This is a genomic window from Rickettsiales bacterium, assembly GCA_041396965.1.
Lineage (GTDB): Bacteria > Pseudomonadota > Alphaproteobacteria > Rickettsiales > SXRF01 > SXRF01.
This window is the reverse complement of the sequence record JAWKXN010000001.1, coordinates 498,604-512,429: the sequence shown is the minus strand read 5'-3', so window position 1 is coordinate 512,429 and position 13,826 is coordinate 498,604. Positions and strand designations below refer to the sequence as shown.

The following is a 13,826-nucleotide window of genomic DNA, read 5'->3' as shown; positions in this document are numbered from 1 at the left end:
AGGTTTTTATGTCACTATCCTCAAAAATAAGGCACTCTTTTATTGGCTGGTGTATTAGAAAAATCATACATGTATCATATAATATACGTTATAAAAAAGGCGAACCAGTTACATATCAACTACCTCACGGCGTAACTATGAATTTATGGCCGAAAGGAGAGATCGCTGAATTCCTCTGGTTGGGGTGGTTATTTGAAAAAACAGAATTAACTCTGGTTGGTGACTTAATAAAACCTAATATGAATATTATTGATGTTGGAGCCAATATTGGTCTTTACTCGATTTATGCCGCTAAGTTAACCAATAACCAAACTAATATATGGTCTTTTGAACCATCACGTAAAACAGCTTCTCTACTAACGCAGAATATAACACTAAACGAATGCGAAGATGTTATTAACATATATGAAGTCGCTCTGAGCAATAAAGAAAGCTCTTCCTTACTTGCTAGCGACAGTGGGTATGGTGACGCGTATAGTTATCTGTTATCATCTGATAAAAAAGACACGAAACACGAACATTCAGAAACAGTTGAGGTAACAACCTTGGATAGCTGGATTTCTCGTAATAACATAAATAAAATAGATTTCTTGAAAGTAGACATAGAAGGTGGTGAGTATCTGTTTTTCCAAGGCGCTGAAAAAACTCTAAAAACTAATAATAATATAGTTATTATGTTTGAGAATGAGGATGATTGGTGCAAGCGTCTTGGGCATTCTCAGGAAGACAGTATTTTATTCCTGAAATCTTTGGGGTTTGGTATTTATACTTGGGACAAAAAAAATAAAAAATGGAGTGAGTTAGATTCAGATATATTACGCTCTAATATATTGTGGGCATGTCGTAACTATAATCTATTACCAAAAACAAATAACAAAACTGAATGAATTTATGCGAAAAAAACTTAACTACACTACGAGTGAGTATTTAGGAAATATAAAGTACTCTTGGTTAATACCGTGTTTAATAGCATCGTTTGTAACTATATTTTATGTATGTAGTAAAAGCATAAATCATGATGCGGCATATTATCTTATGGCCGCAGAATTAATGTGGCAGGGAAAGTCTCTCTATAAAGATATTTGGGAAATTAATACACCACTTATCTTTTACATTTCTATGATACCAGTATCCATACATCACCTAACTAACATTCCGGTTATTCCTTTATTTTTCTTACTAATATGCGCAATGGGATACGCGAGTATCTGGTTTAGCTGGTCTGTTCTTAAAAAACTACCGATATATGATACGCAAATACAAGCTAATACCATGCTGATGGTGCTGTATTGTATAGGGTTTATAGTACCAGCCATTACCAGCAACTTTGGTCAGAGGGAGCATATATTCGTGCTAGGAATTCTGCCTTATATTTCTCTACTCATAGCATATAGCTACCAGCGAACATTGCCAGTTGGTTTCAGAGTAATGGTTGGGGTAGTGGCCGCCATAGCGTTTTCTATTAAACCATATTTCATTATTGTATTCGCGGCGGCGGAACTCGCTATGCTGCATATAATGCGTGGCTTCAAATCCATAATGAGAATAGAGCCATGGATTATAGGATTAGGGTTTGTAATTTATCACGTTGTTATTGCCGCAATATTCTCTGAATATCTACAAGAAGCGGGCATCGCGTTCGTAAAAAACTACTCTGGGTATAAATCCAGTTTAGAATTAATGATTGCTGGAAGTATATTGTTTATAGCTCCAACCATATTTATGGTCGGAATTATTACAAAAACACCATCTTACAATACTAATGTTGCTGTATTGTTGGTAACGCTAATATTTTCGTCACTATTGCTATATTTAATACCACTTACCGATTATTACTATCATTTACTACCAATGATATCGTTACAAATATTTCTATGGACAGTATTATTACTTAAAAAAGCAAGATATGTTTGGGTATTTTTATTATTATCTATGCTATATTATAAAGCACCAGTTAACCTTGAGCGTGAGCGGACTATCAAAGCACTTTCTGAGAGCATACAAACATATATATCCGCTGGTGATCCAATAGCGTTTTTAGATAGTTTAACAGCTCCAAGCTTTCCCGTTACTAATTATTCCGGTGGTGTATGGGCGTTATCATTGCCTTATATGGCGCAAATACCTAGCGCTTATATGGATTTCAGAGGAACCAACAAAGAACCTATATATCATACTATAGAGGAGATGACTGATGAGGAAAGGCTCTTTACAGAGCGTACAATTCAGGATTTAGAAGAGCTACCCGTACTTATCATCATAAATTATAATGAAAAAAAATCCGGGTTGCCACAAATGAAATTTGATATACTGAAATATCTTATGGGATATGAGAGATTTCGAGAATTGTGGAAAAACTATAGGCATGTTGAGGATGTAGAAGGGTTTTCTATCTATAAGAAAATATCATAATATTTCCCGCAGCTCCCTAGTTAGTGACTCGGCTTTTTCCTCACTATAAGGCACTGGAGGTATGCCACAATTCCACACTGGGTTTGGCCAAGCTTTATCATCATTAAAACGAGCGATTATATGTACATGTAATTGAGGCACTACATTGCCAAGAGTGGCCACATTCATCTTATCGGCGCTAGTAAATTCAGCGAACTGCTTAGTTACCATACGGATTTCTCTTGCCATCTGTTCATAATCGTCATTACTTAACTGGTAAATCTCAGTTATGCTATCACGTATAGGAACAAGTATCAGCCAAGGGAAATTACTATTATTCTGAAGGTAAACCCGACAAACACCAAGATTAATAACAGGTAGACATTCTTCCGCAAGTCTTGGGTCTAGGTTTTTGGTCATAACTACACTCGATATTTCTTATTCTCTATATTTAGCAATGTTACAAGATAGAATTAGAGCATTATCTCCTTATATTTTCAAGGTATTCTTCTTGTTTCCACTTTTAGATGTTTAGTTAAATTCTTTTGTAAATCCTCGATGTCTGGCGACGCGCCCACCGCCTCCAGCAAAGACTTCTTGGTTACCAGACGCATAGAATTCGCTCCAAATTGATCAACCGGTCTCTCACGACTAAAAAGATGTTCTTTACGAAGGATATTTTCTTCCAGCTGATGAGAAAACTCTATCGCCCCTTTTTCATCCTTAGCTTTGAATTTCCACTCTCTCCCCAGAATATTGTCATTTTCAGGAAATTCCTCAGCGTCTTTATTACGTTTTACTTGCGCCGTAATGGTATAACCGTCACCGCCTTTTTCTTTTTCAATCTTGGTTTCCCAATAAATATAACGGTTAAACTGTTCATAAGCTGGCTTTAGAACGTCATCACGCAAAGTATTAAAGAATATCTTTCCTTCAGGAGCAGTTTGACCTGGTGGCGGCTCCTCTATAAAAGCCACGCCATTTCCATGTTTTTTTGTGACTCTGGGTTCTGTCGCTATCTGCGTATCCGGATTGTCTTGAAAATACTCCTCAAGAGCAATTTTTGTTAAAGATTGCAACGCGTTTATTCTGCTAAAAGCCAAGTCAGAATCTGAGGTGTTAAGCGGAACAGATATGGTTTTTCTAATATTGTGCGTGTATCGACTCTCTTTTGGCGAGACAATTTGCATTTCAACACTCTGTTCCCTTCGAACAAATTTTGGTGTTAAAAGTGTCATTTTTATATCGTTATTACATATGACGTTCCTTATATCCGAACGTTTCGGCGCTGCCGCTTCTCTCCTGTTCACGATGTCCGGAAATTTATTTTCCAGATCATTTCTAATCATTTTAACGGTTAACGGATCGTCTTTATGCTTTCCATGTAAATAGTCAGAAATAATCCCGTCTTTACTCTCCAAATAATCCCTGATTTTTTTTGCTTCATCATAAGAAGCATTGCTCAGTGAAAGTATAATTTTAGGGATTCTGTTTTTAGTACTCTTAGGAACGATGGCGATATCATAATTATTTTCCCCATTCCTCATTCTCTCTGTAAGAACTCTTATTTTGTCCGGCTCAATCCAATTTTTAGGGATTGCTTTATCAATATTGGTCGGACTGCTCTTCAGCGTATATTCAAATATTGAATATTCTTTCAATATATCTCTAACTTTTTCTTCAATCTCTGCAACTCTATTCGTTTCTTTCGTACCAATTGACAGTGTCGCCAGAACCGCATCCTCAATATATTCCTTCTCTATTCTTTCTATGCAACTATGGTCTCTAATCCTAATTCTAAAATGTATATTTTCTTTTAGATCACCATTTTTTGCACGGGTTGGCAAGCTTCTGGTTAAGGATAAAATATATTTTTTTGAATCATCACCGTTCTTATTAAAAGAAAACTCGTCCGGGAATTTATTTTCTAACGTTTTTAATTTTCGTCTTACAATAAATTTTAATTTATCATCATCCAGATCTATTAAACCATTATTTCTATTAAGTTTGTGACTGAATGCACGATACTCTTTTTCAAATAGATTGGATAATGCTTTATACGCTTCTTCCGCTTGTTCTTTAGTCCCGAAAAATGAGATTTTTGTATGAAGTTTTTTATAATTAGAGTCAGCAATTCGAATATCGAATACATGATCGGTTGGGTTGTCTTTGTTTGTGATCAACAATACACTATAGCTTCCACCGTAGCCACTACCATCATCAAGCGGTGTGAAATCTAATTTTGCATTTTGTATTTTTTTTGTTACCCTATCTAGCAGATAAGGTAACACTTCGTCCAAGTCACTTCTAATTTTATTTCTCATTCAGAATGACTAACAAGCATTAACTAGTATGGCAAGAAAAATTTACTTATAGTACTTATCTACAAAATACATAGTTAAGAAACCAATTCCTCATCATCAGCGTCTATATCACGTTTTGTGGGATTAGTGGATTTACCATACTTAAAGGTAAGCTCTCCATCTTTTACGCTGACACCAACAACACCGCCTTTAGATAAGCTACCGAATAGAACCTCATTAGCCAGAGGTTTTTTAATTTTCTCAGCGATCAGCCTTGCCATAGGACGTGCGCCATTCGCTCTTTCGTATCCACGCTCTATCAGCCAATTTCTAGCCTCACTATCCAGATTTATCGTAATATTACGATCAGCGAGTTGTGACTCTAGGCGGAAGATGAATTTATTTACCACATGACCAACCACTTCCGGACTTAAATGGGTAAATGGCACTATAGCGTCTAGGCGATTACGGAATTCTGGGGTGAAAGCGCGAATAACCGCTTCTTTATCCTCCCCTTCTCTATCAACTTTGGTAAATCCGACTGGCGCGCGCGCCGCGTCAGACGCTCCAGCGTTACTGGTCATAATTATTATAGTATTACGGAAATTGATCATTTTACCGTTATTATCAGAAAGACGACCATAATCCATAACTTGTAACAATATGTTATAAATATCAGGATGAGCCTTTTCTATCTCATCAAGCAAGACAACGCTATAAGGTGATTTATCAACAGCGTCGGTAAGCAGACCACCTTGATCAAAACCAACGTAACCCGGAGGTGAGCCGATAAGGCGCGAGACCGCGTGTTTTTCCATATATTCGGACATGTCAAAACGTAGCAACTCCATGCCCATAGCAACCGCGAGCTGTTGAGCGACCTCAGTTTTACCAACACCGGTTGGGCCAGTAAATAGATAGCTTCCTATTGGTTTTTCCTCATCACGCAGCCCTGCTCTTGACATTTTAATAGCGGCGGCAAGAGTATCAATAGCCTCATCCTGACCAAAGACCACAAGTTTCAATTCTTTCTCTAAGTTACGCAGAACTTCCTTATCATCAGCCGATACGGTTTTAGAAGGCATACGAGCTATTTTAGCCACAATATCCTCAATCTCACGATGAGTTATGCTACGTTTACGTTTTGATTCAGGAAGCAACATCTGAGCCGCTCCCGCCTCGTCCAACACGTCTATTGCCTTGTCTGGTAATTTACGGTCATTTATAAAGCGAGCGGAAAGCTCAACCGCCGCTTTTATCGCGCCGTTAGTATAGCGTATTTTGTGATGTTCCTCATAATATGGTTTTAGACCACGCAAAATTTTAATTGAGTTCTCAATAGTAGGCTCAACAACATCAATTTTCTGGAAGCGACGGGCAAGAGCACGGTCTTTTTCTATACTTGATTTATATTCTTTATAGGTGGTAGAGCCGATACAACGGAACTCACCACGCGCTAAAGCTGGCTTCAGCAGATTACAAGCGTCAAGCGCGCCACCAGAAGTAGAGCCAGCGCCTATTATTGTATGAATCTCATCAATAAATAATATAGCATTTGGAACCTTCTCTATTTCCTTAATCACCGCCTTCATTCTTTCCTCAAAATCACCACGATAGCGGGTACCGGCAAGAAGCGCTCCCATATCTAATGAGAATATAACCGAGCTAAGCAATACTTTTGGTACTTCACCACGCACTATTCTAAGGGCTAGACCTTCAGCGATAGCAGTTTTACCAACACCAGCCTCACCAACATAAAGCGGGTTGTTTTTAGTGCGACGGGCAAGCACCTGTATAGTACGCTCCACCTCTTCCTCACGACCTACCAAAATATCGGTTTTGCCGGATTCAGCCTTTTTATTCAGATTAACAGTATATTGAGAAAGAGCGTCTTGCTTGTCCTTTTCTCTTGATGCTTGTGGACGTTCTAGCGACTCAGCCGCCGCGTCAGCGTCAAAGCCTTTCCACTCAGCTATTTTTCCACTATCATCGTATTTAACTATACCATGAGATATGTAATTTACCACATCAAGACGGGAAAGTTCTTGCTCTTGTAAAAAGAACACAGCGTGACTATCACGTTCCGAAAACAAAGCCACAAGTACGTTTGCTCCTGTTACCTCACTCTTACCAGCGGACTGAACATGAATAGCGGCACGATGAATAACTCTTTGAAAACCAGCGGTAGGGCGAGATTCCTCTAGCTCGTCAATGACAAGTGAGCTTAACTCAGTCTCCATGAATTCTTCAAGATTTCTTTTTATATCCTTAACATTGATACCACAACCGCGCATTACTGATACCGCGTCCGGATCATCAATCAGCGAGTAAAGCAAATGCTCAAGAGTAGCATATTCGTGGCTATATTTTTTAGCTGTCGCTAAGGCACGATGCAGACTGATTTCCAGATTCTTAGATAGCATAGACTATTCTCCCGTTGGCAGTTACTTTGCGAATTAAGTTATCCGATAGATTAGAAGTTAAAGAATCAAACCGTTCAGATACTTATGTCACTATTCTTTTTCCACCCGACACTGAAGCGGATATTCCTGCTGACGAGAAAGAGACATTGTTTCTTCAGCTTTGGTTTCCGCGACATCGCGAGTGTAAACACCACAAATGCCCTCACCTTTTTGGTGAACCTCAAGCATGATGCTCACTGCTTCTCCATGAGAACGATGGAAAACGTCTTTTAGAATCAAGACTACGAAATCCATCGGTGTATAATCATCGTTCAGCAACACCACCTTAAAGTATGGCGGCCTTTTGGTTTTCACCTCCGGCTCTACTAAGAGCAATCCACCACCTTCGATTTCATGCTCTTTATCACCATATCCTGACATTTTAGTGTCTATAATCATTATTGCCTATAAACCCTGAAGAATAAGTTAAATGAAGATTGCCAAATTATTAATTTTGGTAATATTTTATCCATAATTATAGCTACCATAAATTAACCAGAAGCAGCTTAAACATTGTTTTCACACATTAAAACGGAAAAACAGCAGTCTTATACTATATTTTTATATAAAAATAAAGCAATAGAATGCGATATGGTTAACCGGCTATACAGCAGCTCGTAAACCAGTAATATCGGCGCAAGCCCTAGCTATTACTGACTCTTCATCGGTTGGAATCACATAAACCGGCACATCATCAACCCATGACAAATAGCTACAAATGCGCTGTCTTATAACATCAGAATTCTCGCCAATACCACCCGTAAACACCAATACATCTATACCACCAATTGATGGAAGTAATGACGCGAGTTTTTTAGCGGCTATATAGCTATATAAATCAATCGCCTCTATGGCCTCTTTAGTACCTTTTATTATTAGTTCTTTCATATCGGCGCTAAGACCTCCTGACACTCCAAGACATCCTGACTTGTGATAAAGCATATCGGATATTTCTCGCGCGGTCATATTTTCCTGTTCCATCATGTGCAAAACAACACCAGCATCCAGAGAACCACAACGCGACGACATCATGAGACCATCAAGAGTGGAAAATCCCATACTTATACCAATACTTTTCTTATCACATATAGCGCATATGCTAGAACCTCCTCCAAGATGGGCGACTATAACTCTCTCATCAGCGAGATCTCCTATATATTCTGGTAAAACAGATATTATATGCTCATAAGAAAGACCATGAAAACCGTAACGTCTTACTCCCTTATCATGATACTCACGAGGAATAGCGAACCTCTTCTCAACATCTATTATTGTATGATGAAAAGCGGTATCAAAACAGGCTATGTGCGGTATTTTTGGGAATAGCTCTTTCATTTTTTTGATAGCTTCTATTGAGGCGGGCTGATGAAGAGGAGCAAGAGGAATAAATTTTTCAAGTTCAGATATAATTTTTTCATCTATTATTTGTGGAGCGATAAATTTATCACCTCCGTGAACTACTCTATGTCCAACCGCTAAAATATTTCTACCAGTATCTTCCTTACTTACTGAGGTTAGCCAATCGAAAGCTTCTTTCTGGTTATTCAGCCTAACATTTTCTACACGCTCCATACTGTCAGCGTTGAATAAAGAAATTTTTATGTTAGACGATCCGGCGTTGTAAGTTATTATTATGTTTTCCATTAGCCCTATTCCTGTATTTTATTATTTTTTACTTAAGTTTTATTTGCTCTAGCGTAAATCATGGCAAGAGCGGATGATATAACCCGATTCTCAACATCACTAGAACGGCTGGTAAGAATAATTGGAACTTTTGCTCCCATGACTATACTTGCTCCTCTAATGCCAGAAAAATAACGTAATTGCTTATAAAGCATATTTCCCGATTCAATATCGGGAACCACTAGAATATCCGCATTTCCAGCGACATCAGATCGGATTTCCTTTATATCTGCCGATTCTTTTGATATAGCATTATCAAAGGCAAGAGGACCATCAATTATAGCGTCCTTTATCTGACCACGCTCCGCCATTTTACATAAAGCGGTAGCATCAATGGTAGCTGGCATTTTCTCATTTACGGTTTCCACTGCCGCTAAAATAGCAACTTTAGGAATTCCTAGTCCTAAACAATGAAATAAATCCACAACGTTCTGCACTATATCTTTTTTATCCATCAGATTCGGAGCTATATTTATCGCCGCATCTGTGAGAAATAACGGTTTCGGATAGCTTGGCACATCAAGAACGAATACATGGCTGAGACGACGCTCACTACGCAAACCATTTTCTTTTTTCAGAACCGCCTCAATAAGCTCACTAGTCTTTATTTTGCCCTTCATCAAAGCCTCAACCTCACCATCACGAGCCATTTTCGCGGCGGTATCAGCGGCTAAATGACTATGTTCGGTTGATACAATCCGGTACTTACTTAAATCTATATGAGCATCATCCGCCACTTTCCTTATTTTTTCCTCATTTCCAACCAGCACAGGCTCTATAATTCCCATCTGAGCGGCCTCAACCGCCCCTGATAGGGAAAGAATATCTACCGGATGCACTACCGCTGTCTTTAATGGCTCCAATTCCCTTGCTTTATTTAACAGCCACTGCTCGTAATTATGTCCATCAGTTTTAATATTTATCTCTGGAAGTGGAGCTGATGACCAACATACTTTCTTTTCAGGAGGTAGAACAACGGCCTCTCCTTCTAGCACATGCTGACCGCTCTCATTTACACATATGGTGGCAAGCTTTACATGTTTATGTTTATCATCCTTTTCTATAACTTTTACAGAGGCGGTTATAGTATCACCCAAATGTACCGGTCTTAAAAACTTCAATGTCTGACTTAAATAGATAGTTCCAAGACCAGGAAGCTGCATACCAAGCAGGCTGGAAAACATAGAACCAGTCCACATGCCATGTCCAATTATCCGCTGAAAAATATCGGTTTTAGCGTAAGCCTCATCAAGATGGGCGGGATTCATATCCCCAGTTACTATGGCGAAAAGTTGAATATCACGCTTGGTAAGAATACGGGTGAGACTCGCTGAGTCACCTAAATTTATTTCATCATAAGTCTTACTACCGAGACAGGAATTACTTTCTATCATAATAACCTATTTTTTGCCTTTTCTGGATTTAATGCTACTATCCTTTCTACCACTTTCCAAGTCATCTCCATCACTTGTGAACATGCCACCAAATGGATTGAACATCTGCATTGTTTTTTCAAATAGAGCAACGTTACTTCTGGTAACTTCCTCCAATGTTCCAAGCGGAGAGGTTCCATCCATAGCTTTACCAATGGTATTACCAAACATACCTTTCATCCGTTCTTGATTATTTACAAAACTCTTCATACTAGCGTCAAGATAAGGCTGTAATATGTCCTGCATGTTATTGTCATAAAAACCTATCACCGAACGCAAAAAATCAGTAGGCAATAAATTTATGCCCTTGCTTTCTTGCTCAAATATAATCTGAGTCAATATCTGACGGGTTATGTCCTGCCCTGATTTAGCGTCATATACCACGAAATCCTGTCCTTTTTTTACTCTTTCACACAAATCTTCCAAAGTTATGTAGGCGCTAGTTTGGGTATCATACAATCTACGATTGGCGTATTTCTTTATAACAACAATTTCATCTTCTTTTTTCTGCATAAATTATTTTTCCCACATTTTGTTGATTAAGCTGTTAAAGCAAACACATAGGTAATTGTATAAATTGTTATATTAACTAAAAGATTAAAGGAAAAATATTAAAATTTCAAGAGGCTAGTGGAACGGCTTATAAATATACGGAAAACTCACAGATATTAAAAATTTTCTGCGGGTAACTATTATATATTAACTAATTGCTATATATTATAATTTAGGCGACATTACTGACCCACTACCAGTGACAATAGATTGCAGCAGTGAGGTGGCTTGCGGCAATATTTTCTGCATAAAGAAACGAGCAGTGTCAATTTTCGCCTGATAAAATTCCTTTTCATCACTATTATCTAGTTTTTCTATAGCGATTTTTGCTTGCCTTGCCCATGAATAAGCTAGTGCTACCAGTGCGAACATTTTCTGATATTCCACCGCTCCGCTTGCCGCATCATCAGGATTAGCCAGTCCGGCAGAGGCGATATACATGGTAGCTTGCTGCAAATATTCCATATTCTTTTTAAGCGGTTTGGTGAATTCCGCCATAAGAGAGTTTTCCCGATTATCAGCTATAAATTTATCTATAGGATGGAAGAAAGATCGCAGATAGCGACCTGCGTCTTTGGGAAGTTTACGTCCAATTAAATCAAGCGCCTGAATACCATTGGTTCCCTCATAAATCATGGTAACACGCACATCACGAGCGTATTGCTCAACCCCGTATTCCTTAATCACGCCGTAACCACCAAGCACTTGCATGGCAAGGCTGGCGTTTTCAAAGCCGCCATCAGTAAGATATGATTTTACTACCGGAGTCAGAAGCTGCACATAATCATCCGCCTCTTGCCTTACCGAAGCGTCAGGGTGACGGCGGGACAAGTCAATTTTAAGCGCCATTTCAAGAGCAAGCGACCTTGCTCCCTCAGCGAACGCTCGCATGGTAAGTAGCATACGCCGTACATCAGGATGAGCTATTATCGGATCGGCTGGTTTTTCTGGATATTTCGCACCGGTTAGACAGCGGCTTTGCAGCCTCTCGCGGGCATAAACAAGGGCGTTCTGGTAGGCAATCTCCCCTATACCAAGTCCCTGTACCCCGACATAAAGCCTAGCGGCGTTCATCATAGTAAACATAGCGCGCATTCCTTTATGCGCTTCTCCGACCAGAAAACCTTTCGCGCCATCATATTGTATCTGACAGGTTGGCGAGGCATGAATCCCCATTTTATGCTCAAGACCGGCGCACATAAGTTTATTGTGCTCACCAAGACTTCCATCTTCATTAAGCAGAATTTTAGGCACTAAAAACAGACTTATACCTTTAATTCCAGCAGGCGCGTCCGGCAGGCGAGCAAGTACCAGATGGATAATATTCTCGGTAAGCTCATGTTCGCCAGAAGAAATAAATATCTTACCACCGGTAATTGAGTAACTACCATCAGAATTTGGCTCGGCTTTAGTTCTAACCAAACCAAGATCTGTTCCCGCCTGCGGCTCGGTAAGACACATAACGCCCGACCACTGCCCTGTTACCAGTTTTGGCAAATAAATATCCTTTAATTCCTCGCTAGCGTGTAGCTTTATAGCGTTATACGCGCCGTGGCTAAGACCGGGAGTAAGACCAAAGGAAAGATTCGCCGAACATACCATTTCCATAAGCGGCATGTTGAGAACTTCCGGCAAATCCTGTCCGCCATATTTTTTGTCACAGGTAAAGGACGGCCAGCCATTCTCACAATATAGTTTATAAGCTTCCTTAAAGCCATCGGGCATAATTACCCGCCCATTATCATATTTAAGCCCCTCTATGTCACCCTTTTGATTAAGTGGAAATAGCACTTCCTCACACATTTGCGCCGCCGCCTCTAAAACTGGATTCATTAAATCTTCTCCAGCTTCCGCGAAACCCTCAATATCAGAATACTGAGAAATATTCAGATACTCATTTAATAAAAACTGGAAATCACGAATATTGGCTTTGAACTGCGGCATATATTTCTCCTACATTACGTTGGGATGATCATAGCATAACGAGGATAATAAATCCTTAATAAAACCGTCATTACTGCAATGCGGCATAATCCATGTGATAACTAAGCCACTTTATAAGCACCACCAGTAAGCTTCAGGAATATATCCTCTAATTTTGGCTCTCTGGTGGTGAGGTCACATACCGCTAGTCCCGCCTCACTTACACTGTTTAATATGTCCTGAAACCTATCAGTGCTTGGTCTATAATGAACTATCAGCCTACCATTAGGGCTTATCTCAGTTTTCCACCTATCTATTTTTTTAGGAATCTCTTTAAGCGGACTGGCAAAGGTAAGCACAAGCTGTTTATGGTCAAGGCTTTGTAGCATCGTTGTTTTATCATCATAAGCGACCAGTTCACCATTATCAATTACCGCTATTTTATCACATAACTGCTCAGCCTCTTCCAGATAATGGGTAGTAAGCAATATGGTTGTGCCACCTCTATTTAATTCTTTTACATAACTCCAAAGCTGTGAACGCAGCTCAACGTCAACACCAGCAGTTGGCTCATCTAATATCAAAACCGGTGGGTTATGGACAAGTGCTTTGGCGATAAGCAGCCTTCTTCTCATCCCTCCTGACAGGCGGCGGGAATTTATATCCGCCTTATCGGAAAGCCCAAGAGCGTCTATTATCTCCTGTGTACGCCGCTTGGATTTATGGACACCATAATAACCAGCATGAATATCAAGAGCCTCACGAACAGTAAAAAAAGTATCCAGCATTAATTCCTGTGGCACTACACCAATGGACATGCGTGCCTGCCGCATTTGTTTTTCTATGTCATGACCGAAAATGGAGACATTACCGCTAGTTTTTATGGTAAGGCCAGCCATGATATTTATCATAGTTGATTTACCCGCGCCATTCGCGCCGAGCAAGGCAAAGAACGAGCCTTTTGGAACATCGAGGCTTACACCATTTAGAGCGGTTTTTTCCTGATTTTTACTGCCTTTATTATAGATTTTATAAAGGTCACGAATTTCAATGGCGTTGTTCATATATTGTATAAATAC

The 13,826-nt window shown here is 39.4% G+C and carries 11 protein-coding genes; 2 read left to right on the top strand and 9 right to left on the bottom strand.

The genetic code is table 11. The annotated features are described in order from the left end of the window. Positions 1 to 8 precede the first annotated feature (8 nt). Positions 9 to 887, top strand: a complete 879-nt coding sequence (locus R3D71_02600; GenBank protein ID MEZ5690538.1) for an FkbM family methyltransferase — start codon at positions 9 to 11, stop codon at positions 885 to 887. A 148-nt stretch (positions 888 to 1,035) separates the two neighbouring features. Then, positions 1,036 to 2,412 (top strand): hypothetical protein, encoded by a 1,377-nt coding sequence (locus tag R3D71_02595; protein ID MEZ5690537.1) that lies wholly within the window; start codon positions 1,036 to 1,038, stop codon positions 2,410 to 2,412. On the opposite strand, the gene R3D71_02590 is transcribed toward R3D71_02595, so the two are convergent. The 9 genes from R3D71_02590 to R3D71_02550 form a co-directional block, all read right to left on the bottom strand. Next, positions 2,407 to 2,811, bottom strand: a complete 405-nt coding sequence (locus R3D71_02590; GenBank protein ID MEZ5690536.1) for an HIT family protein — start codon at positions 2,809 to 2,811, stop codon at positions 2,407 to 2,409. The genes R3D71_02595 and R3D71_02590 overlap by 6 nt on opposite strands. 77 nt (positions 2,812 to 2,888) lie before the next feature. Continuing rightward, positions 2,889 to 4,715: a hypothetical protein gene (locus tag R3D71_02585; protein MEZ5690535.1), complete on the bottom strand. Its 1,827-nt coding sequence runs from the start codon at positions 4,713 to 4,715 to the stop codon at positions 2,889 to 2,891. A 74-nt stretch (positions 4,716 to 4,789) separates the two neighbouring features. Further along, positions 4,790 to 7,117, bottom strand: a complete 2,328-nt coding sequence (gene clpA / locus R3D71_02580; protein ID MEZ5690534.1) for an ATP-dependent Clp protease ATP-binding subunit ClpA — start codon at positions 7,115 to 7,117, stop codon at positions 4,790 to 4,792. A 90-nt stretch (positions 7,118 to 7,207) separates the two neighbouring features. Continuing rightward, complete coding sequence (clpS, locus tag R3D71_02575; GenBank protein MEZ5690533.1) at positions 7,208 to 7,555, bottom strand: ATP-dependent Clp protease adapter ClpS; 348 nt, start codon at positions 7,553 to 7,555, stop codon at positions 7,208 to 7,210. Positions 7,556 to 7,759: 204 nt separating this feature from the next. Continuing rightward, positions 7,760 to 8,800, bottom strand: a complete 1,041-nt coding sequence (locus tag R3D71_02570; GenBank protein MEZ5690532.1) for an acetate kinase — start codon at positions 8,798 to 8,800, stop codon at positions 7,760 to 7,762. Positions 8,801 to 8,832: 32 nt separating this feature from the next. Beyond that, positions 8,833 to 10,233 carry a bifunctional enoyl-CoA hydratase/phosphate acetyltransferase gene (locus tag R3D71_02565; GenBank protein MEZ5690531.1) on the bottom strand — a complete coding sequence of 467 codons (1,401 nt, stop codon included), beginning with the start codon at positions 10,231 to 10,233 and terminating at the stop codon, positions 8,833 to 8,835. Between the two features lie 6 nt (positions 10,234 to 10,239). Then, positions 10,240 to 10,785 carry a polyhydroxyalkanoate synthesis repressor PhaR gene (phaR, locus tag R3D71_02560; protein ID MEZ5690530.1) on the bottom strand — a complete coding sequence of 182 codons (546 nt, stop codon included), beginning with the start codon at positions 10,783 to 10,785 and terminating at the stop codon, positions 10,240 to 10,242. 204 nt (positions 10,786 to 10,989) lie between these two features. Continuing rightward, positions 10,990 to 12,768 carry an acyl-CoA dehydrogenase C-terminal domain-containing protein gene (locus tag R3D71_02555; GenBank protein MEZ5690529.1) on the bottom strand — a complete coding sequence of 593 codons (1,779 nt, stop codon included), beginning with the start codon at positions 12,766 to 12,768 and terminating at the stop codon, positions 10,990 to 10,992. Between the two features lie 101 nt (positions 12,769 to 12,869). Continuing rightward, positions 12,870 to 13,811 (bottom strand): ABC transporter ATP-binding protein, encoded by a 942-nt coding sequence (locus tag R3D71_02550; protein MEZ5690528.1) that lies wholly within the window; start codon positions 13,809 to 13,811, stop codon positions 12,870 to 12,872. Positions 13,812 to 13,826: the final 15 nt, after the last annotated feature.